At 68.3% G+C, this 20,264-nt stretch carries 20 protein-coding genes; 15 read left to right on the top strand and 5 right to left on the bottom strand.

The window, feature by feature from the left end; translation table 11 throughout:
* The first annotated feature begins 43 nt into the window (after positions 1-43).
* The 8 genes from MON03_RS17205 (at position 44) to MON03_RS17170 (ending at position 11,388) form a co-directional block, all read left to right on the top strand.
* Complete coding sequence (locus MON03_RS17205) at positions 44-679, top strand: hypothetical protein (protein ID WP_242089710.1); 636 nt, start codon at positions 44-46, stop codon at positions 677-679.
* A complete protein-coding gene (locus MON03_RS17200) occupies positions 676-1,386 on the top strand; it encodes a hypothetical protein (protein ID WP_242089708.1) in 711 nt (236 codons plus the stop codon). The genes MON03_RS17205 and MON03_RS17200 overlap by 4 nt, the downstream gene beginning before the upstream one ends.
* A complete protein-coding gene (locus MON03_RS17195; RefSeq protein WP_242089706.1) occupies positions 1,383-2,300 on the top strand; it encodes a hypothetical protein in 918 nt (305 codons plus the stop codon). Before MON03_RS17200 ends, MON03_RS17195 begins: the two co-directional genes overlap by 4 nt.
* The gene (locus MON03_RS17190; RefSeq protein WP_242089704.1) at positions 2,300-6,730 is read left to right on the top strand and encodes an FtsK/SpoIIIE domain-containing protein; all 4,431 of its coding nucleotides are present in this window, start codon (positions 2,300-2,302) and stop codon (positions 6,728-6,730) included. The genes MON03_RS17195 and MON03_RS17190 overlap by 1 nt, the downstream gene beginning before the upstream one ends.
* Positions 6,731-7,249: 519 nt before the next feature.
* Positions 7,250-8,563 carry a replicative DNA helicase gene (dnaB, locus tag MON03_RS17185; protein ID WP_152998015.1) on the top strand — a complete coding sequence of 438 codons (1,314 nt, stop codon included), beginning with the start codon at positions 7,250-7,252 and terminating at the stop codon, positions 8,561-8,563.
* Positions 8,564-10,194: 1,631 nt separating this feature from the next.
* A complete protein-coding gene (locus MON03_RS17180; RefSeq protein ID WP_242089702.1) occupies positions 10,195-10,332 on the top strand; it encodes a hypothetical protein in 138 nt (45 codons plus the stop codon).
* Between the two features lie 84 nt (positions 10,333-10,416).
* Entirely contained in the window at positions 10,417-10,722 is a 306-nt protein-coding gene (locus MON03_RS17175; protein ID WP_242089700.1) for a hypothetical protein, read from the top strand.
* 195 nt (positions 10,723-10,917) lie between these two features.
* On the top strand, positions 10,918-11,388 hold the full coding sequence (locus MON03_RS17170; protein WP_242089698.1) for a hypothetical protein: 471 nt from the start codon (positions 10,918-10,920) through the stop codon (positions 11,386-11,388).
* A gap of 447 nt (positions 11,389-11,835) precedes the next feature.
* Here MON03_RS17170 and MON03_RS17165 read toward each other — a convergent pair whose 3' ends face one another.
* On the bottom strand, positions 11,836-12,480 hold the full coding sequence (locus MON03_RS17165) for a hypothetical protein (RefSeq protein ID WP_242089695.1): 645 nt from the start codon (positions 12,478-12,480) through the stop codon (positions 11,836-11,838).
* 333 nt (positions 12,481-12,813) lie between these two features.
* Positions 12,814-13,101 (bottom strand): ArsR/SmtB family transcription factor, encoded by a 288-nt coding sequence (locus tag MON03_RS17160; protein WP_242089693.1) that lies wholly within the window; start codon positions 13,099-13,101, stop codon positions 12,814-12,816.
* 188 nt (positions 13,102-13,289) lie between these two features.
* On the opposite strand from MON03_RS17160, the gene MON03_RS17490 reads away from it, so the two are divergent.
* Positions 13,290-13,487: a three-helix bundle dimerization domain-containing protein gene (locus tag MON03_RS17490; protein ID WP_502798680.1), complete on the top strand. Its 198-nt coding sequence runs from the start codon at positions 13,290-13,292 to the stop codon at positions 13,485-13,487.
* Positions 13,488-13,502: 15 nt separating this feature from the next.
* On the top strand, positions 13,503-14,684 hold the full coding sequence (locus tag MON03_RS17155) for an IS30 family transposase (protein ID WP_350355052.1): 1,182 nt from the start codon (positions 13,503-13,505) through the stop codon (positions 14,682-14,684).
* A gap of 56 nt (positions 14,685-14,740) precedes the next feature.
* On the opposite strand, the gene MON03_RS17150 is transcribed toward MON03_RS17155, so the two are convergent.
* The 3 genes from MON03_RS17150 to MON03_RS17140 all read right to left on the bottom strand — a co-directional run bounded on the left by MON03_RS17150 (position 14,741) and on the right by MON03_RS17140 (position 17,193).
* Positions 14,741-15,910, bottom strand: a complete 1,170-nt coding sequence (locus MON03_RS17150; RefSeq protein WP_242089691.1) for a permease — start codon at positions 15,908-15,910, stop codon at positions 14,741-14,743.
* Positions 15,911-16,008: 98 nt separating this feature from the next.
* Complete coding sequence (locus MON03_RS17145) at positions 16,009-16,611, bottom strand: DUF305 domain-containing protein (protein WP_242089688.1); 603 nt, start codon at positions 16,609-16,611, stop codon at positions 16,009-16,011.
* Between the two features lie 111 nt (positions 16,612-16,722).
* Entirely contained in the window at positions 16,723-17,193 is a 471-nt protein-coding gene (locus MON03_RS17140) for a hypothetical protein (protein WP_242089686.1), read from the bottom strand.
* A 285-nt stretch (positions 17,194-17,478) separates the two neighbouring features.
* Between MON03_RS17140 and MON03_RS17135 the strand changes: the two genes are divergently transcribed.
* The 5 genes from MON03_RS17135 (at position 17,479) to MON03_RS17115 (ending at position 20,129) form a co-directional block, all read left to right on the top strand.
* Positions 17,479-17,985, top strand: coding sequence for a universal stress protein (locus tag MON03_RS17135; RefSeq protein ID WP_242089684.1), 507 nt, complete (start codon positions 17,479-17,481; stop codon positions 17,983-17,985).
* Between the two features lie 5 nt (positions 17,986-17,990).
* Complete coding sequence (locus MON03_RS17130) at positions 17,991-18,728, top strand: 2,3-bisphosphoglycerate-dependent phosphoglycerate mutase (RefSeq protein WP_242089683.1); 738 nt, start codon at positions 17,991-17,993, stop codon at positions 18,726-18,728.
* An 89-nt stretch (positions 18,729-18,817) separates the two neighbouring features.
* Positions 18,818-19,228 (top strand): fluoride efflux transporter FluC, encoded by a 411-nt coding sequence (locus MON03_RS17125; protein WP_439694344.1) that lies wholly within the window; start codon positions 18,818-18,820, stop codon positions 19,226-19,228.
* Positions 19,225-19,596, top strand: a complete 372-nt coding sequence (locus tag MON03_RS17120; protein WP_242089679.1) for a fluoride efflux transporter FluC — start codon at positions 19,225-19,227, stop codon at positions 19,594-19,596. Before MON03_RS17125 ends, MON03_RS17120 begins: the two co-directional genes overlap by 4 nt.
* A 47-nt stretch (positions 19,597-19,643) precedes the next feature.
* Positions 19,644-20,129 (top strand): inorganic diphosphatase, encoded by a 486-nt coding sequence (locus tag MON03_RS17115; protein ID WP_242089678.1) that lies wholly within the window; start codon positions 19,644-19,646, stop codon positions 20,127-20,129.
* The last annotated feature ends 135 nt before the right edge of the window (positions 20,130-20,264 follow it).

The following is a 20,264-nucleotide window of genomic DNA, read 5'->3' as shown; positions in this document are numbered from 1 at the left end:
CACGACCCGGAAACGACGGCCCGAACGGACGGAACTGGAGCAGATGACGACCACACCGTTAGTGACCTCGCGCATCGACGTGGAGGCTCCGCAGTGGATCGTGGTCCCGACCGCCGACGAGGCGACGTCCCGGTGGCGCGCCGAGGTCCTCGAGTTGTTCGCGGCGGTCGCCCAGGTCGACCGGGACGCCGAGGGCGAGGCGCGCCTGTTCGCCGGCGGTCCGGAGGTCGACCCGGTCGCCGCGCTGGACTCCCTCCTGGCGTTCCGTGCCGCCCTCGACGACGGCGAGCGGCTCGTCGCGAGCCTCGCCGTGCCGAACCGGTGGCCGCTGCCGGTCGTCGTCTCGGTCGGGGTCGCCGCGCCGGACGGTGCCGACCTGCTCGAACTCGCCGGCGCGCTCGGAGGGCTGCCGGTCGACCGTCCGGCGGTCGAGGAGCTGCCCGAGCACGTCGGTGGTGAGGGACCCGTCGTCACCCGGTACGACCTCGACGACGAAGGTGTGCTCTGGGCAACGGTGTGCGCGGTCCGTCGCGAGGCACTGCGGACCGACGACGTCGGCCCGACCACGACGGTGGACACGCGGGTCCTCTGGCGCACGAGCGACCTCGACGTCGTCCCCGTCTTCGGCGAGGAGCTCGTCGGACTCATCGCCGCGATCGACAACGAGGTGCACGCATGACCGATCCCACCGCCTCCTTCTTCATGGTCCTCCCGCCCGGTTGGGCGCGCCTGCCGGCGCGGGAGGACGACCGCAGCGAACTCGCCGACACCGTCCGGGAGATCGTCGCTCGGGCACTCCCGGACCACCTGCCGCGGGACCGCGCGGAACCGCTGCGGCAGGAGATGCGCAAGCGCCTCCTGGCCACGGTGGTCGAGGCCGGTGACTCCGGAGCCACCGCGGTCTGGATGCCCGTGCAGCCCGTCGACGGCTTCACCCCACCCGTGTCGATCATCGAGGCCGAGGTGGACGACGAGTCCGAGGAAGCCCCCGAGCAGGTCATCGCGCAGGTGCTGGCGGACGCACTCCCCGACCGGCACGACGATGAGGACCCGGGGATCCGGGAGGTCGACGGCGGGATCGCCGCCCGGACCGAGACCGTGGTCCGTGGCGCGGACCCCGCGGCGGCGCTGCCCGGCCCCGCCGACGGACTCCCGGTCGTCGACGACCGTCGAGTGGTCTGGACGATCCCGGTGCCGCACCGCCCGGGACGGTGGGTCGTGCTCTCGTTCTCGGCCATCAGCCTGCCGGACGCCGACGAGCGGTTGACTGACGCCCTGGTCGGCCTGTTCGACGCGATGCTCACGACCTTCCGCTGGACCGACGTCCCCGGCGCCGAGCCGACCACCCTCGAGCGCCGCCTGGCCGAGCTCGGGGGCGCCGCGTGAGCTGGTCGTTCGTCGAGCCGGAGTCGCACCTGCTCCTCACGATGTCCGTGGTGGTCTTCCTCGCCACGCTCGCGTTCGTCATCCCGACCATCGTCGCCGTCCGTCGCGGGACCGCGACCGACGCGATCGCCTGGGCCGATCAGCTCCCGCGGGACGTCGGCGCGACCTGGACGACGGACCGGGTGCTGCGGGCAGTGGACGCATCGTGCGTCGCAGAAGGCGTCGTGTTCCCGGGAGCGCTCCGGATCGTCATCGGTTCCGTCGTGCGGCTCGACCTCGCGTCGCCGACGACAGCCCCTCCCGCGCCGTGGACCGCGACGCCGGACGGGCGGTCGTGGTGGGCACCGATGGCGGCGCTGCAGGCGGTCCCGCTGACGGCTGCGGCGCCGACGGCCTCCGGTGCCGTCGTGGCGGTGGGGTCCGACGCCGGCGAGACCGTGTTGGTCGACCTGCGGCAGGTCCGCGGAGTCGTCGCGCTCGACGGGGACCGAGCGGCCCGCGAGGCGTTCCTGCGCCGGATCGTGGACCAGGTCCGCACCGCGCCGTGGACGGTCGGGACCACGCTCCTGAGCGTGGGGACCGGCCCCGGCCTCGGGACGCCGGTGACGGTGCGCGACGCGATCGCGGCCGTCGCGACGGACGTGCCCTCGGGCCTCCTGGTCGTCTCCCGCATGCCGGCCGGCGAGGACGGGCGCGAACTCGCCCGCCTGCTCGAGCGGCGCGGCGGCCGCTGGGCCTGCGTCGCGGCCGCACCGCACGCGCTCGCGCGGTGGACGCTCGACGTCCGACGCGACGGACGGCACGTGTCGGACGCCCTCGGCACGGTGCAGTGGTCGTCGCTCGGCGTGTCCCCGGTGCCGTCGACCGACGCCGACACGGCGACCGTCGAGGCCGACGCGAGGGAACGGGCCTGATGCGCGTCATCGTCACGGCACTCGACCACACCTCCGGTGCGCGGTCCGACGTCCTCGTGGACGCGGCCGGGTCGACGCCGATGCGCAGCGTCGTCGACGCGCTCGCGCGACGCACGGGGGGCGCGGCGCTCCCGGCCGGAGCGCCGGACGGCGATGTGCCGTTCGCGAGGAGCGGCCTGGTCGACGGGGTCGTCCTGCACATCGGCGGCACCGCGCCCGACGGCACCCGACGGGGGACGGTGCACCTGCTCGGCGTCGGCGGCATCGGGTCCGGCCGCGCAGACGGGCTGACGCCCGGCACGTACCGCATCGCGTTGGTGGAAGACGGTCGTGCCGCCGTGGGAGCAGCGACGGACGGACGGGTCGGCCTGGAGGCGCGGGTCTCCTTCGACGGGACGGTGACCGTCCGCCACGTGGTCGGTGACGACGAAGCCGCTCCGCAGGACGGAGCGGCGAGGCCGGTCCTCGAGGGTGAACCCCTCGGCGAGGAGTGGACGGACTGGCCGCCCGGCGCGGTGCTCCTCAGCGGCAGGACGGCGCTGTCGGTGCGGCCCGTCGAGACCGTGGACCAGATGCTCGTGCGGCCGCCGGAGTCCGGGCAGCTCGACTTCAACCGCCCGCCCCGCCTCCTGCCACCCTTCCTCACGACGTCGTTCCGGATCCCCAAGCCGCCGGTCGCGCCGCAGCGGTCCGCGATCCCGTGGATCATGGTCTTCGTGCCGGCGATGTTCGGCATCGTCATGGCGACCGTGTTCCGCTCGCCCTTCTACCTGCTCTTCGCCGCGATGACGCCGATCATGGTGGTCGGCCAGACCGTCTCGGCCCGGCGCACCGGGAAGCAGAGCCACCGCAGGCAGACCGCGGAGCACCGGCGACGGGTGGCGGCTCTGGAGGCGGCCATCGACCGGGCGGTGCTCGCCGAGCGCGACCAGCGACGCTCATCGTCCCTGGACGCAGCCTCCCTCCGGACGATCGCGACCACGCCCGGTCGTCGCCTCTGGGAGCGCCGACCGTCGGACGCCGACCACCTGCACGTCCGGATCGGCATGGGCGACCTGCCCTCGTCGGTCACGGTCGTCGACGACCGCGACCTGGACGGACTCGCGGACGTACCGCGGACGACCAGAGGGGTCCCGGTCACGGTGCCGCTCGCCGAGGTCGGCGTGCTCGGGATCGCCGGTGCCGGCGAGTTCCCCCGCGACCTCGGCCGGTGGGTGCTCGGCCAGCTCGCCGTGACGCAGAGCCCCCGCGAGGTGCAGTTCGTCCTGCTCACGGCGCAGCAGCACGTCTCCGCATGGGCGTGGGCCCTGTGGCTGCCGCACCTGCGCCCCACCGGGGGACAGGAGGCGCTCGCCCTGATCGGCGCGGACGGGGACACCATCGGCCGACGGCTGGCGGAGCTCACGCAGGTGCTCGCCGAGCGTCGTGCCGAGCGGTCCAAGAACGGCGCGCACCGCGGCCGCTTCTCGCCCGAGATCGTGGTCGTGCTCGACGGCGCGCGGCGTCTCCGCGCCATGCCTGGCGTGGTCGGCCTGCTGCGGGACGGCCCGGCGTGCGGCATCCGGCTCGTCTGCCTGGACGAGGAGGAGTGGCAGCTGCCCGAGGAGTGCGTCGCCACGGTCTCCCACCGGACGCCGACCGAGCTGGTGCTCCGGCGACAGCTCGCCGAGCCCGTGGTGGACGTCCTCGCCGACCGGCTCGACGACGACTGGTTCGAGGACGTCGCCCGTGCGCTCGCTCCGCTCCGGGACATGTCCGGGTTCGATGACGACGGGCTGCTGCCGGACGCTGCGCGGTTGCTCGACGTGGTCGGCCTGCCGCGACCGGACGGTCGACTCGTCGCCGAGCGGTGGTCCGACGCCGGGCCCGGGGCGACGACCTCGGCGGTCGTCGGGGTCGGGATCGACGGTGCGTTCGAGCTTGACCTCGTGCACGACGGCCCGCACGGTCTCGTGGCCGGCACGACGGGATCCGGCAAGTCCGAGTTCCTGCAGACCCTCGTGGCCTCCCTCGCGCTCCGCAACCGGCCAGACCGGATGACCTTCGTGCTGGTTGACTACAAGGGTGGCGCGGCGTTCAGCGTCGCCTCCGACCTCCCGCACACGGTCGGGCTCGTCACCGATCTCGACCAGCACCTCGTCGAGCGCGCGCTACGGTCGCTCCGTGCGGAGCTGACCCGGCGTGAGCACGTGCTCGCCGATTCCGGGGCGAAGGACATCGAGGACCACGAGGCACACCTCGCACGCGGCGGTCAGGGCGAGGCGATGCCGCGACTCGTGCTCGTCATCGACGAGTTCGCCGCCATGGTGACCGAGCTGCCCGACTTCGTCTCCGGGCTGATCGGGATCGCGCAGCGCGGACGCTCGCTCGGCGTGCACCTGATCCTGGCGACCCAGCGTCCTGGTGGTGTCGTCGGGCCGGACATCCGGGCGAACACCAACCTCCGGGTCGCGCTGCGGATGACCGACCCCGGGGAGAGCAGCGACGTCATCGACGTGGCCGACGCGGCGAGGATCCCGAAGAGCACACCGGGTCGCGCGTACGCGCGTCTCGGACACGCGTCGGTCGTCCCCTTCCAGGCGGCGCGCGTCGGCGGGCGGTGGGTGTCCGAGGCGGACCCGACCACGGGCCTCCCGTTCGTCCGTGCCCTGGACTGGCGCGACTTCGCGACCGCGCCGCCAGCACGACCCGCCGCCCGCCAGGGCGGAGCCGCCACCGACCTCTCCGTCCTCGTCGACGCGATGGTCGCCGCGCGCGACCGCCTCGGGATCGGCCCGGTGCACAGCCCCTGGCTGCCACCGCTGCCGGAACTCCTCCCGCTCGCCGAGGTCGCGTCGAGCGTGGTCGGCAGCCGCGCCGAGCAGACCCGCGAGCCGGGCACCCTCGTCTTCGCGCACGGCACCGAGGACCTGCCCGACCAGCAGGAGCAGCGCGCGGCGGTCATCGACCTCGACCGGTTCGGACACCAGTACTACGTCGGGGCGCCCGGCTCCGGGCGGTCGCAGGCACTCCGCACCCTCGCCGCGTCCGCCGCAGCCGCGATCCCGTCGACCGATCTGCACCTCTACGCGATCGACTGCGGCAACGGTGCGCTCGCGTCGCTGCAAGCGCTCCCCCACTGTGGCGGGGTCGTGCAGCGCACCCAGGTCGAGCGGGCGACCCGGCTCGTCGAGCGGCTGACCCGCGAGACCGCTCGCCGGCACGACGTCATCGCCGCGGCCGGGGTCGCGAACATCACGGAGCAGCGTCTGCTCGCCGAGCCGGGCGAGGCGCTCCCGCACGTGCTCGTCCTCATCGACCGGTGGGAGAACTTCACCTCCTCCCTCGGGGAGGTCGACGGCGGGGCGCTGACGGACGCCGTGCAATCGCTCCTGCGCGACGGGGCGGCCGCCGGCGTGCACCTGGTGATCGCCGGTGACCGCTCGCTGTTGTCCTCGCGCATGTCGACCCTGACCGACGACAAGGTCGTCCTGCGCCTCACCGACCGCCTCGACTACTCGCTCGGCGGCATCAACCACCGGAAGCTCCCGGCCTCGATCCCGCCCGGACGCGGGTTCCGGGCGGACAGCGGCACCGAGGTGCAGATCGCGGTGCTCGGGACGGACGTCAGCGGTCAGGGGCAGACGGCCGCCGTGCAGGCGCTCGCGCGCTCACTCCGTCCGGCGAGCGGCGTCGCACCCCTGCCCCGACCGTTCCGGGTCGACGTGCTGCCGAAGGACCTCGACCTCGACGCCGCCCTCGCCCTCGCCGAGGAGCCACTGCTCGCTCCGCTGGTCGCGTTGACCGGCATCGGCGGTGACGATGTCCTGCCCCAGACGGTCGATCTCGGCTCCGGCGGTGGGACGTTCGTGGTCGCCGGACCGTCGCGCTCCGGACGGTCCACGATGCTCGCAGCCATGGCGCGTTCGCTGCTCGCCGGCGGCACGAGGATCGTCGTGGTCGCACCGCGGCCGAGTCCCGTCCGCGACCTCGCGGGACTGCCCGGAGTGCGGTTGGTGCACACGGGCGACGACGTGACCGCGGAGGTCCTCGCGCCGGTGCTGGACGAGCCCGAGACGGTGCTCGTGGTCGACGACGGCGAGCTGCTCATCGACTGCAGCGCCGCGAAGTGGTTGCGCGACTGGGTGCGGGGTGCGGTGTCGAACCGGCAGGGGATGCTGCTCGGCGGGAACACCACCGGTCTCGCGGCCGGCTTCGGCGGGTGGCAGGTCGAGGCCAAGAAGAACCGGCGGGGTGCGCTCCTGTCGCCGCAGGACACCCTGGCCGGGGACCTGGTGGGCGTGCGGGTCTCGCGGTCGTCGATCTCGTCGCGGATCGAGCCCGGTACGGCGCTCGTGCACCTCGGGACGGGGCTCGCGGTGACGCTGCAGGTACCGACCGTGACAGCGACGACGCGCACGGGGACGAGTGCGGCCACGTCGGTGGTGTGACGCGCCACTGCGACCTCGACGGTGGTGCTACCGCTCGGTGGCGTCCGGGGTGCGCTCTCCTGGACGGTTACGGTCCGGCCCGGTCCGCGCAACCTGGAAGCAACTTGGGAAAGTTTCCCTCAGGTTTCGGTTTGTCAACTGGTTTTACACACCCGAAACGACCACTTCGGGAACCTTCAATGGGAACTTGAATCCCACTTTTCCACACATGGTGTGAAACAGAAAAGCCCAGGTCAAACCGTCGAACATGTGTTCTAGGGGCGTGTTGTCCACACCCCTGTCCACAGTTGTCCACACGGCACCCCGGCGTGTTCCGCAGGCTCTCCACAGAGTTATCCACAGGTGCCATTTGTGGGGATAACTTGCACCCCATACCGTTGCCCCGCGACCTGGCGATGTCGGTCGCCCGGGGTAGAACTTCGGTGCGGGCAGGGGCTCGCGCCGATTCAAACGACAGGAGTCCGTGTGTCGATCGCGCATCTCGATCCGTCCCCCCGCGACGTCGCCGACCGCGGAGGCATGGAACGGACGCCGCCGCACGACCTCCTCGCCGAACAGTCGACGATCGGCGGCATGCTGCTGTCGAAGGACGCCGTGGCCGACGTCATCGAGACCGCGCGCGGGGTCGACTTCTACATCCCCAAGCACGAGGTCATCTTCGACGCGATCCTCTCGCTGTACTCCCACGGCGAGCCGACCGACGTCATCGCCGTCACCGACGAGCTCACCAAGACCGGCCTGCTCTCCCGCGCCGGCGGTGCCGAGTACCTGCACAGCGTGACGAGCATGGTGCCGACCGCGGCGAACGCGGGCTACTACGCCGCGATCGTCGCCGAGAAGGCCGTGCTGCGCCGCCTCGTCGACGCCGGCACCCGCATCGTCCAGATGGGCTACGCCTCCGAGGGTGAGGTCACCGACCTCGTCAACAGTGCGCAGGCCGAGGTCTACAACGTCGCCGGCGGCGTCCAGACCGAGGACTACGTCCCGCTCACCGACGCCATCGGTGCCGCCATCGACGAGATCGAGGCCGCCAAGGGCCGCGACGGGCAGATGACCGGCGTGCCGACGGGGTTCAGTGGCCTCGACGGCCTGACCAACGGCTTCCACCCCGGGCAGCTCATCATCGTCGCCGCACGACCCGCACTCGGCAAGTCGACGCTCGCGCTCGACCTGTGCCGTGCGGCCGCGCTCAAGCACAACCAGACCGCCGCGTTCTTCTCGCTCGAGATGGGGCGCGCCGAGATCGCCATGCGCCTGCTCTCCGCCGAGTCGAGCGTCCCGCTGCAGAACATGCGCAAGGGCACCGTCGACTCCCGGGACTGGACGACCATCGCCCAGACCCGCGGCCGGATCAACGACGCCCCGTTCTTCATCGACGACTCCCCCAACATGACGCTCGTCGAGATCCGGGCGAAGTGCCGACGCCTCAAGCAGCAGCACAACCTCAAGCTCGTCGTCATCGACTACCTGCAGCTGATGACCTCGGGCAAGCGCGTCGAGTCCCGTCAGCAGGAGGTGTCGGAGTTCTCGCGTGCCCTCAAGCTCATGGCGAAGGAACTCGGGGTGCCGGTTATCGCGCTGTCGCAGCTGAACCGTGGTCCCGAGCAGCGTGCGGACAAGAAGCCGATGATCTCCGACCTGCGTGAGTCCGGGTCGATCGAGCAGGACGCCGACATGGTCATCCTGCTGCACCGTGAGTCCGCGTACGAGAAGGACAACCCGCGGCAGGGTGAGGCCGACCTCATCGTGGCGAAGCACCGCAACGGGCCGACGGACACGATCACGGTGGCGTTCCACGGGATGTTCTCGCGGTTCGTCGACATGCCGCAGTAGGGCTGTCTGTGTGTCGGTGTCCCAACTAGATGGTCTCTCCGCCTAGGAGATGGTCCCTTCCAATGAGACGGACCATCTGTGAGGCGGACGATGACCCGACGATCGGAGCGACGTCATGAGGTTCCCGCCCTACCTACCCGCGCCGGCGTCTGTGCCGTTTACTGGAGCACCCAGGAGCTTCGCTCTCGACCCCGAGCCTCGACGTCGACGTACCCCGGACCCCTGGGCGGATTTCGAAGCGTGGTGTGCACGGCGCGGGATCAGCTCGTTGCCTGCTTCGGGCCCGGTTGTTGCGAGTTATCTACTCGATCGGTCCCGAGAAATCGATGACTCAGGCGCACTCGCTCATTCGGCTGGCCGGATCAAGAGTTGGATCGATGTCATCGATGCAATCCACGTGGAAGCAGACCTTCCGCGGGTCAGGTCCGCTCCGCCGGTTCCCGCCGTTCTCTCCAGCCTCATCCGTTACCGAGATCGCAAGGCGAAGGGTCAGTCCTTCCCGGCAGTGCGCGCGCTCGAAGTTGTGCTGGAGGGCATCGAGGTGTCTCTCAATGGAGCGGATAGGGACCGCGCCCGAGCGTTGCTTCTTATCGGAGCAGTCGGAGGATTGACATACGCGCGCCTAGGGGCTTTGCATGTCGGCGATGTGTTGTCAGACCCCGGGGACGGCCTTCGAGTTTCGACTTCCTCCGCTGACACTATCTGGATACCGGTCATCCGGCAGGCCGAATTGTGCCCCGCATGTGCTTTCGTCAGGTGGTGCGCCCACATCGCGCCCCAGAAAGAGCCGGCGGCGAATGCAGGGCAGTTCGGTCATGTCTGCTCAGTTGCCGCCATCTCGTCGCTGGCCGGGTTAAAACAGTCCCCCTTGTTCCGTCGGTTGGGGACGAGACACGTAGAGGCTCTCACGGTTCGGCATGTTGCGTCGATCCTCGACGAAGTGCTGCAACGTGCCGGTCAGAGCCGGGGCGAGTTAGACGGTCTTCGTGATGAGCTACTGATGGCTGACCTCGTCTATTCTTTGTGACGAACCGCGACCAGTCCGTCGTCGCACGAACCCGCAGCACCATCACGGTGACCATTTGTGGGATCTTCTCGCGAGCCGCGAGCCGCGAGCCGCGAGCTGTCGTCCGTCAGCTAACTTGTCCAACTGCCACGCAACGTGTCCTGAAATACGGATGTGGACACGTTATTTGGCAGTCCGTCGGTCTACCTCTGTGACACAGGGGCGCGACTTTATGCATCTACTCTGCCGATTGAACGATCTTTGGCCCGACAGTCGCAAACCTGGCGGTCAGCGGTTCAACGGTCCTTCTCGTACCGTTTCGAGTTGAGGCACGAGGTTCGAAACGGGCCGTGCGAAGCCAGTGGCGCCGGCGTGGTTAGGACGGCGCCGGCGCTACAGCGCGACTGATGACGGCCAGCGACCCTCGGGATGTCGACCGTCATCGGTAGATTCCTGAGTACAAATAGAGCCCCGATCGACTAGTTCGAGAATGGCTCTCAAATCGCAGATCGGGGCTGAGGTGTCCGGGAAGACTCCTCGAGCTTAGAGGTTCGATGACCTCTACGCCAGTCCGCTATTCGACGGACGGCGTGCTTCTGCGCATCCCCAAGTAGGAGGTAGGGAGATGAGCAAGACCGGGAAGACCAGCAGGACGGCGAAGCCGTCGAAGCAGGCCCTGTCGAAGGCAGGCCGGACGCTTGCATCCGACGGGTCGTCGAAGACGGCGAAGTCGAACGCGGGCTCGACGCTCGGGAAGGGCTGATCCTTCCGGGGTGGCGTGCATCTACGCACGCCACCGTTCCGCTTCCCGTGCTTGTCCCGCGGTAGCGTGAGGAGAGGAGCTGTGATGAGCAGTATGAAGTTCAGGTTCGACGAGAAGGCGATTCGCCGTGCCGTTGGTAAGGAGATCGACGCCGCGGTGAAGGACATCTCGGCGGAGCGTAATGCTGACATGAAGTGGCTCGAGGCCGAGTTCGGCGGGAAGCCGGTCGAGGTCATCAAGCCGGAGCTTCGTCGTGCGTTTCAACGGGACGGTGGCTCGCTCACCGAGCCGGAACTGACCAAGTACGCGGAGGCCATCCGCGACGGCGTGCAGATCCGCTTCCGACCGGGTCAGACCCGCTGGCGAGGTCACCCAGACTGGGGTCGCTGACCCCAGCCTCGGTGCTCACCAGGATCCGACAGGCTGGATACCGGTGTGACCCGACTGACACGCGCTTCAATCGGCCGACCTGAGCAGGTAACCCTGGCTCGCAGCGGAGTGGGCGCATTAATTTGATCGTAAGCACCATCTGACGAGGAGCCGTCATCCCCACTACGCTCGCTATGGGAAGAGGGCGGGACTGAGATGAGCGAGCTGATCACTGCGCTGACCGAAGCCGGCGTTCCCGCATGGGGGCAGCTCGCGATCATCGTAGGTACGCCGTTGGTTGTGGGCGTGATCGGATCCTCTTGGATCACGCAACTCGTTGTGGGCAGTCATGAACAGCGTGCCCGTCTGAGCGAGCGAAAGTTTGCAGACACTTCCGCTGCCGCGAAAGCGCTTCGGAAGTACCGGGCCGCTGTTCTCACATACGCGAATGAAGTTCCGGGGACCACTCCAGACCACGACCGCGACGAAAGGCTCGCTGTCCTTGGTAGTGACGTCCTCGTTCAGTGCACCATGGTGAAGGCGGGCGCACTGCTGGACGACACAGAGCTGTATCTCCAGACGGCTGAGTTGGTCGCCGCGCAGGACCCCCTGACGGGAACCGAGGAAGAGCTTTCAGCGTTCCGGACGTTGCTGACCGATGTAGCCACGGAGCGCAAGAAGGCCTAGCTTCCCGGGCGGCTGCTCCGCTTGCTTGAGGGCTACCGTGCCTTTTGGGTGCGGTGGAGATACCGGAGGAGCGCCTAGACGGCAGCGAGGTCGTTTCGGTCGCCTACGCGGACACGGATGCTGCCACGTCGGGATGCGGAGTCGCGCACTTGCCGCTGAAATTCTTCGGGCGCGGCAAGGAGGACTATCTCAGCGGTACCGCGTTCCTTCAGTACGCGAACCAGCTCGTCAGCGAACGACACAGTCGATGTAGACAGTGCCCGACCTAGAAGGACGACCGAGTCGTCTCGCAGGTCCGTTGGGAGCTGCTCGACCAGCTTGTCTGCTGCCTCCCGTGTGCCAACGAGCCGAGGAAGAGCGAGTTTTTGAGTCATGCTCCTACCTCCCTTGTCGATCCCGCAGACATCTGTAACCACAGTGAACCACACCAACTTCCCTGCGTAGTGATCATTTCTTGCGTGTGAGCGGGATCGCGCCTTCGAGTACTGAGCCGCGCAGTTTGATCGAGTACGTGTCGCTTCTGGTGCGTCCGCTCGCGAAGACGGTGTGGCTGCCGGAGCCAGACCGTAGGTGAAGCGTCGCGTTGATTCCTCGGAACCGTTGGACCATCTCGTGCAGTCCGTAGCCCCGTGCCGCGTCACCCGTTCCGCTGACCCCGGCTTGCAAGGCCATAGCAAGGGCGGCTGCATCGGACTTGGGGGACCGGTGAGACAGCGACTTGCGGAAACCTCGGCCGGCGTCAGCGACGGCGAACCGAAGTACCCGACCCCGGTGCGTCTTCTGGGCGGCCATGTATCCGCGGCTCTGACCCGAGTGGTACCCCACGTTTTCGCCCATCGCCGCAAGCGCCGTGTAGATGACGGCGGCGGCATCGGGGTCGATCGGGTCGACCTGGGTCCACACGTGACGAGCGAGGGTCTCCACGCCGTCCGCGGTGTCGAAGGACTCCACAGGGATCAGGTTGTCCCCGACGTCGTGCTCGCGGACCGAGGGGAGGTCGTGGTTCGCGCCGACTTCGTTCAACACCGTGCCGAGCCTGGCGCGAGATACGTAGTTTGCGACATCCAAGTTCGTAGGGCGGAGCACCTCCACCTGACGACCCTTTCGAGCAGCTCGCTGAGCGAAGCTCGCAACCGCTACGAGCCCGGCCGGCGTCACAAAGGAAGCATGGCCAAGGTCGATCGTCGCGACCTCGTCGCGTACCGCGGGCTGAAGCGCACGATGCAAGGAGCTACTGTCGAGCGCGCCCGCGACGACTCGGAAGTCCTGCACTCGGCTGCTCTCCCCACGCCGCTAGTGACGCGACCTCAACAGTTTAGACGTTCCGTAGGGCCCCTTCGGCTCGACGAGCCGCGCAGATCTCACCGAGCCGCGACCGTCGTAGCGCAGCCGCTCGACGAATGCCATCGCTTACGTGCTTTTTCCTCAGCGTGTAGGCGAAGAGAGGAGTGGTGCTACCGATGCGAGGGCGCCAGGAACGAGGGAGAAGTAAGCCCAGGTGCCGCGCTTTTCGCGGTGCAAAATGCCGGCTTCGACGAGCACCTTGAAGTGGTGCGAAACGGTCGTTTGGGACAGCCCGAACGGTTCCTGCAAGTCGCAGACGCACGCTTCCGCGTCCTCGTACGCGGCGACCATGGAGATCAGGCGCAAACGCGCGGGGTCCGCGATCGCCTTCAACGACTTCGCCCGGACTTCGGCGGACTCCTGTGTCATAGCTTCGGTCGTGACGGGCGAGCAGCATGCGGTCCTAGATAGGGAGGAGCCCGATCGTCGTCATCGGAGCTGACAACCCTCAGCTACGCCACGCCTTGACGGTGCGACGACCGGGCCTGCGTACGCTTGTCGGCGTGGTTGATCCATCCTCCGACGAGTCGCGTCAGCTCGACGACCTGTGAGCACGGATGCGCCGCGACTACCCGAACCGATCAGCCAGCGACGTCAACGCAGCCGTCGATCGGGGTGCGCCAGAGCTCAGTGTCGCGATGATCGGGAACTTCGTTCCCGTCCTTGTCGGGCGGCCAGCGCGCCGACACCCCGCGGCTAAGGGCCGTCCCGATAGCCGATCTTGGGTTCAGCCGGTCGTTGCAACACCACCGTGAATCGGAGCGTTGCGGATGGGATCGAGGCTGGAACACCGTGCGCGGGAAGCGCGGTTCTGGGAGCTATTGAGACAAGGTCTCGGGCGGACGGCGGCCTGTGATGCTGTCGGCGTGGACCGACGTCAGGGATACCGCTGGGTCAAAGCAGCCGGCGGACGGAATCCGTTCGCCCACAAGCCCCGCTCCGACAGGTACCTGAGTCAGGAAGAGCGGCTGCAGATCGCGGACCTGCGCCTCAGCGGCGCCGGCGTGCGCGCGATCGCGAAAGCCCTCGGCCGGGCACCATCGACGATCAGTCGCGAGCTCAGCAGGAACGCTGCAGCTGGCGGGTACTACAGGCCGTACTCGGCGGAGAAGCAGTGCCGTGTTCGAGCGCGGCGCCCGAAGCCCCGGAAGCTTGACCGGGTCGAGCTTGCGCTGCAGGTCGAGTTGCGGTTGGTGCGGAACTGGTCCCCGGAGCAGATCCGTGATGACCTGGCCAGGACGTTCCCGAACCGGTCGGAGATGCACGTGTCGCACGAGACGATCTACCAGTCCCTGTTCGTCCAGGGCCGCGGGCACCTGCGCGCTGACCTGCACAAACACCTCCGCACCGGCCGCGCGATCCGTCGGCACCGGGGCGAGCCGCGGCGGGCGTCGTGGTCGAAGATCCGCGACATGATCCTGATCAGCGAACGCCCCGCCGAGGCCGACGACCGGGCCGTCCCCGGCCACTGGGAAGGGGACCTGATCGTCGGGATCAACGCCAGGAGCGCGATCGGCACCTTGGTCGAACGCACCACCCGATACGTGATGCTGCTGCACCTCCCCAACGGACACAGCGCCGATGCGGTCCGCGACGCGATGATCCCCACGATCCAGACGCTGCCTGGGCATCTGCGTCGGTCGTTGACGTGGGATCAGGGCACCGAGCTTGCCCGGCACAAAGACATCACCCTCGCCACGGACCTCGCGATCTACTTCTGCGACCCGCACAAGCCCTGGCAGCGCGGCTCGAACGAGAACACCAACGGCCTGCTCCGGCAGTACTTCCCCAAGTCCACCGACCTCGCCATTCACAGCCCGGAACGGCTCCGCGAAGTCGCTGCCGAACTCAACGGACGACCCCGCAAGACCCTCGGCTATCGCACCCCGGCAGAAGCGTTCGAGCAGCTACTCTCGGACCCGAAACAACCACCCGTTGCGACGACCCCTTGAAACCGCCGATCGGTTACCGGACGGCAGAAGTTGGGCGGCTCGGTCGTATGGAGCGGTCAGTTGTGCGAATGGCCGTGGCTGTTCTCCTTGGGTGCGTCGCTCATCATGCGGAGCATCGACCCGGAGCCGCTGCGGATGAACACAATCAGCAGGAACGCGGCGATCAGAAGGAACACGATGTTGAGCCAGGTGGTGTAGTTCCAGCCGATCGAGGTCGCCACGATGCTCAGGTGCCGGTTCGTCGGCACCAGGCCCACTGGGGTGAACAGCAGTTCAACGGCGTAGCCGGCGAGGACCATCGCACCGTAGAAGATCCCGGTAGTCCGGAGCGCTGCTTTCCAGCCGTAGTACTTCCGGTAGATGACGATGATCGGGATGATGATCAGGTCCGCGAAGATGAAACTGATCACGCCGCCGAAGCTGATCCCACCGTTCCACAGCACTGCGGCGAGGGGGACGTTGCCGACGGAGCAGACGAAGCTCACCATTGCCAGGATCGGTCCGATGAGCGGGTCGATGATGAACGCCAGCGTCGGGTGTCCCTCGAGGAACACCGCTTGCAGCCACGCTTTCGGCACCCAGGCGTCGAACGCGCCGGCGATGAGCAAGCCGATGATGATGTCGCGGATGACGGATGCCCAGTCCATGACGAAGTACTGGGACACGCTCGTCAGGCCGGGCTTGGACAACAGACGGCGCCAGAACCCATGATCCCCCTGCACGGACATGTCCATCGCCGCGTGCCCTTCCATCGACCCGGAGAGGCCCTTCTCGGCTTGCTCGCGGGCGGCGTCGAGGATCTTGCCGCGCATCCAGAGCCGGAAGCCGAGGGCGATGAGGATGATCATGATCGGGCCGCCGATGAACTCTGCGAGGGTGAACTGCCAGCCCATCACGAACGCCAGGATCAGGCCGAGCTCGACGACGAGGTTCGTTGACGCGACCTCGAACGCCATCGCGGACGACAGGCTGGCGCCCTTCCGGAACAGGGCCCGTGCGAGTGCGACGGCCGCGTAGGAGCAGGACGATGACAGGGCACCAAGTCCGGTCGCGACGCTGATCGCGCGAGGCGAGTCGTCGTGCATGAGCTGCGTGATCCGGTCCGTGCGGACGACGGCTTGGATGATGCCGGACAGGGTGAAGCCGAGGATGAGGGGCCAGAGGATCTCCCACCCCATGGAGCCGGCGGCTGCGAGGGCGTCGCCGAGCGCGTTGATGACGAACATGTGTCCCTACTTCGTTGCGGTGCGGGCAGAGTGTCCCGAGGGGTCTTGCGGATGAGGGAGACCGGACCGGGTCGGACCGGACCGGTTGCGCGCCGGGGTCACATCGACGCGAGCATGTCCTTCATCTGAGCGATCTGCTCGGTCTGGCTCTTCACGATCGACTTCGCCAGGCCGACCGCGTCAGCGTTCTTGCCCTTGTCAACCTCGGTCTTCGCCATGTCAACGGCGCTGGTGTGGTGCTCGATCATTTGCTCGAGGTAGAGCTTCCCAGCGTCCTGTGGGGATGCCTTCTGGAGGTCCTGTATGGCGGAGTCGGACATCATCCCCGACATCGAGGATCGATCCATCCCGGACATGCTCGGCATTTCGGTCGGCTCGTTCCACGCCGTCAGCCAACCGGTCATCCTCGTGTTCTCCGGGTCCTGCTCGGCCTTGATCTGCTTCGCCAGCGTCACGACGTCGGCCTGCACGCCGGATCCCTTCGCGATGAGCATGTCGCTCATCGCGATGGCCTGCTGGTGGTGCGGCAGCATCTGCTGCGTGAACATGACGTCCTGATCGTTGTGCGATGCCGATGACGACGAGGACTGCGACGACGACCCGTCGGAGCTGCTGGTGTTGCTGGTGGAGCAGCCGCCGATGGTAAGGCCGATGGTGAGGGCGGCTGCGGCCGCGAGAGCGCGGGTAGTGGTGGTCTGCATGGTGGATTCCGTTTCCGTGGATGCGTCAGATCGGTGCGGGCTGGCGGATGCCTGCCCGGGTTCTGGGCATGCGGGTACTCCCGGAGGGTGGGAGGACCCGCCGGGGTGGAATCAGACTCGAATGATCTGCAACGCCGAACGTGACGGCGGCCGCGGCACCGGAATACGGCGAGCCACGTGGGCTGCGAGAGCGAGTAGCCGCGCGAGGAGGTGCAGCACTCCGCCGCTGCGGACGCGCAGCAGCACCCACCCGAACAGGACGATCGTCAGCGCGCACGCCATCCCCATCAGGGAGCACATCAGCGCACACAAGCCACCATCGCAACCGGCATCGCTGAGGACGTTCATCACCGCAACAGCGGGAACCATGTCTTGAGCATGACCGGTGGCCGCGGTGTGACCGGTGGCAGCGGCCGGGTGGTGCTCCATCGCGGCGGTGGGAGCGGTCATCGGATGCTCGTGGTCGGCCGTGTGCCCGGCCATCGTGTGCATCAGGACCGTGAACCCAACCAGTAGCAGCAACACCACCGTCGCCGTGACCTGCAACAGCAGCCGGCGACGCGAAGACGTGATGATGATCATCTGGTTTCAGTAGGTCATGGAGCGGAGAACGTCAGCCGCGCGAGGCGACAGGTGACCGCGATGATACCCCCAAGGGGTACCCGCCCTCCGAGGATCGCGGAGGGCAGCGCCGGCACAGGTATCGAGGTGCGGAAGATTGTCGGTGCGGGCACCGGGTGGTAGGTGCATAATGGTGAAGTCTTCGGACTCGGCAGTGGGGCTTGCCGGACCCAACCTCGACACTCGTCGACAACAGTCCCTATCTCAGCTGGTCGCGCTTCTGCGCGCCTGAGGTAGGGAGATGCCATGGTCGAATCGAACACTGCCGGTGTTGTCGTCGTCGGTGTGCAGCCAGGGCAGGCGCACGACGTCGCCGGCGTCGCGGCTGTCGTCGCTGAACGCTTCAGCACCCGCCTGGTGTGTGTGGTCGTCGATCCGGCGCTGCTGTCAGCGGGGGTGCGTGCGGACGGGTCGGAGATCATCGAACCGATCGATCCGGACACGGCGGACAGCGACCCGCAGCAGCTCCCCGACGAAGACATGCGGGTCATCAGGGATCTTGCTGCGGCGCGATCGGTCGACGTGGAGATCGTCTCCCGCGTCGGGGACCCGAGTCACGCACTCGCTGCGGTGGCTGAGGAACGTGACGCGGTGATGATCGTCGTCGGATCGCAGACCGGCCGACGCCGGATGGCGGAACTGCTCACCGGGTCCGTCGCCGCGCACCTGACCCATCAGCAGCACCGGCCGGTGCTGGTCGTCCCGCATGACCCGGTCGGTGCCACCGTGCTCCAGCCGTCGGATGCCCAGTGACCGGCGTGCTGACGCTTGTGCGGCACGGGGAGAGCACCGCGAACGAGGCGGGCATCTTCACCGGGCTCCTCGACGTCCCGCTCACGCCCCGCGGGGAACGGCAAGCATCTGCAGCCGGACGGCTCCTGCGGTCGAACCGCATCACGCCGGACGTCGTGGTCACCTCCACGCTGCGCCGCGCCGTCCGCACCGCCGAACTGGTCTGCGACGCCCTCGGGACACAGCTGCCGACGGAAGCGATGTGGCAGCTCAACGAACGCAACTACGGCGCCCTGACCGGGATGACGAAGACCGACGCCCGCCACACGCTCGGTGATGAGGAGTACATGCGGCTCCGCAGGTCCCGTACCGGCACACCGCCACCGATGTCGCTGCACCTGTGGGAGGAACTGCGGTCGAGCTCCGCGCCTCGCGGCCTGCCCGACGGTGCCCTCCGACGCACCGAGGCCCTCTCGGACGTCATCCAGCGGGTCCGCCCCGTGCTGCAGGACCAGCTCCTGCCGATGCTGCGGGTAGGGCGGACCGTCCTCGTCGTCGCGCACGGGAACTCGCTCCGTGCGTTGTGCGCATGCATCGACGACCTCACCGACCCGGAGCTCGAGCGGCTGAACCTGCCGACCGGGCAACCCGTGCAGTACCACCTCGCCCCGACGGGTGCTCTCGTCCCTCGGGGTGGGGCGTTCCTGGATCCGGTAGCAGCACAGCACGCCGCGGCGCTGGTCGCGGCAGAAGGCGGAACATGACCACCCGAACGGACACCCCGATGCCCGACGACCAGCTCCCTTCCGACCCGGACGTCGACGTCTCCGACCCAGCAACGACCATGCGGCCGGTGCATCTGCGGTGGCGGTACGTCGGCCTCGTCGCCGTCGGCGGGGCCGCTGGTACTGCCCTCCGTGACGTCATCAGCATCGTGCTTCCTGCCGATGGCGGGGTGAGTTGGTCGATCTTCTGGATCAACATCACCGGAGCGCTGGCCCTCGGTGTGCTGTTGGAAGCGCTCGCGCATCGTGGGCCCGATGCCGGCCGCCGGAGGGTGCTGCGGCTGCTCCTCGGCACCGGGGTCCTCGGCGGGTTCACCACCTACAGCACCCTCGCCGAGTCCACCGCCGCCCTGTTCCTCGACGGCCACGGCCTCGCCGGCACCGGCTACGCGCTCCTCACCGTCCTGTCCGGCGCGATCGCGACCGCGTGCGGTCTCGTCGTCGCCGGCTGGTTCCGCCCCCGAACGGAGGAAGCATGAACGCCGCCCTCATCCTCGCCGTCGCCCTCGGCGGCGGGGTCGGCGCTGCCGGCCGGTTCCTCCTCGACGGGGTGATCAACACCGGCCGGGAGTTCCGGCTCCCCGTCGGCACGTTGACGATCAACGTAACCGGGTCGCTGCTGCTCGGGATCATCGTCGGCGCCGCCACCCACCTCGGCGCGGTGCCGGTCGCGGTCCTCGGCACCGGGGTGATGGGCGGCTACACCACGTTCAGCACCGCCAGCTTCGAGACTGTCCGTCTCGCCCGCAGCGGACGGATCACCGCCGCCGCGATCAACGGTCTCGGGATGCTCGTCGTCTCCGTCGTCGCCGCGACTGCCGGCGTCCTCCTCGGCGGCACCCTGTGACCACCCCGCCCACGGACCACACACCCGCTCCAGAACCGGAGGCGCTGATGCTGTTCGACGTCACGATCGAGATTCCCCGCGGCAGCGGCAACAAGTACGAAGTGGACCACACCACCGGCCGGATCCGGCTCGACCGGGCCGTGTTCACCAGCATGGTGTTCCCCCAGGACTACGGCTCCATCGATGACACCCTCGGCGATGACGGTGACCCCCTCGATGCCCTCGTGCTCCTGCCCCGTCCCACGTTCCCCGGCGTCGTCATCACGGTCCGGCCGGTCGGGATGCTGCGCATGGTCGACGAGAACGGCGGCGACGACAAGATCCTCACCGTCCCCGCCAACGACGACCGGTTCAACCACGTGCAGGACATCGGCGATGTGCCGGAGCACACGCTGGCGGAGATCGAGCACTTCTTCGCCCACTACAAGGAGATTGAGCACGGCAAGCACGTCACCACCAACGGGTGGGCCGACCGGGCCGCTGCCGAAGCAGCCATTCGCACCGCGCAGAACGCCTACACCCGACACCCGTGACCCACGGGTCTACAGACTGCCGCGGGGAGGCACTGGCGCTGAGTGATCGCCAGCAGGACGTCCCCTCCGCCTCCCCGCGGCTTCCCCTCAATCACAGATCAGCTCGACGCATGACCCGACCAGAAGGAGCGTCAC

This window comes from Curtobacterium sp. DN_7.5, assembly GCF_022655355.1.
GTDB classification, from domain to species: Bacteria; Actinomycetota; Actinomycetes; order Actinomycetales; family Microbacteriaceae; genus Curtobacterium; species Curtobacterium luteum.
Note: the sequence above shows the minus strand (reverse complement) of the source record. Positions and strands in the feature narration are given on the sequence as shown.

Excerpts from the sequence above, each read along its gene's own strand:
- MON03_RS17205 (WP_242089710.1), top strand. The coding sequence starts at position 44 with ATGACGACCACACCGTTAGTGACCTCGCGCATCGACGTGGAGGCTCCG.
- MON03_RS17200 (WP_242089708.1), top strand. The coding sequence starts at position 676 with ATGACCGATCCCACCGCCTCCTTCTTCATGGTCCTCCCGCCCGGTTGG.
- MON03_RS17190 (WP_242089704.1), top strand. The coding sequence starts at position 2,300 with ATGCGCGTCATCGTCACGGCACTCGACCACACCTCCGGTGCGCGGTCC.
- dnaB (WP_152998015.1), top strand. The coding sequence starts at position 7,250 with ATGGAACGGACGCCGCCGCACGACCTCCTCGCCGAACAGTCGACGATC.
- MON03_RS17180 (WP_242089702.1), top strand. The coding sequence starts at position 10,195 with ATGAGCAAGACCGGGAAGACCAGCAGGACGGCGAAGCCGTCGAAGCAG.
- MON03_RS17175 (WP_242089700.1), top strand. The coding sequence starts at position 10,417 with ATGAGCAGTATGAAGTTCAGGTTCGACGAGAAGGCGATTCGCCGTGCC.
- MON03_RS17170 (WP_242089698.1), top strand. The coding sequence starts at position 10,918 with ATGAGCGAGCTGATCACTGCGCTGACCGAAGCCGGCGTTCCCGCATGG.
- MON03_RS17160 (WP_242089693.1), bottom strand. The coding sequence starts at position 13,101 with ATGACACAGGAGTCCGCCGAAGTCCGGGCGAAGTCGTTGAAGGCGATC.
- MON03_RS17490 (WP_502798680.1), top strand. The coding sequence starts at position 13,290 with ATGCGCCGCGACTACCCGAACCGATCAGCCAGCGACGTCAACGCAGCC.
- MON03_RS17155 (WP_350355052.1), top strand. The coding sequence starts at position 13,503 with ATGGGATCGAGGCTGGAACACCGTGCGCGGGAAGCGCGGTTCTGGGAG.
- MON03_RS17150 (WP_242089691.1), bottom strand. The coding sequence starts at position 15,910 with ATGTTCGTCATCAACGCGCTCGGCGACGCCCTCGCAGCCGCCGGCTCC.
- MON03_RS17145 (WP_242089688.1), bottom strand. The coding sequence starts at position 16,611 with ATGCAGACCACCACTACCCGCGCTCTCGCGGCCGCAGCCGCCCTCACC.
- MON03_RS17140 (WP_242089686.1), bottom strand. The coding sequence starts at position 17,193 with ATGATCATCATCACGTCTTCGCGTCGCCGGCTGCTGTTGCAGGTCACG.
- MON03_RS17135 (WP_242089684.1), top strand. The coding sequence starts at position 17,479 with ATGGTCGAATCGAACACTGCCGGTGTTGTCGTCGTCGGTGTGCAGCCA.
- MON03_RS17120 (WP_242089679.1), top strand. The coding sequence starts at position 19,225 with ATGAACGCCGCCCTCATCCTCGCCGTCGCCCTCGGCGGCGGGGTCGGC.
- MON03_RS17115 (WP_242089678.1), top strand. The coding sequence starts at position 19,644 with ATGCTGTTCGACGTCACGATCGAGATTCCCCGCGGCAGCGGCAACAAG.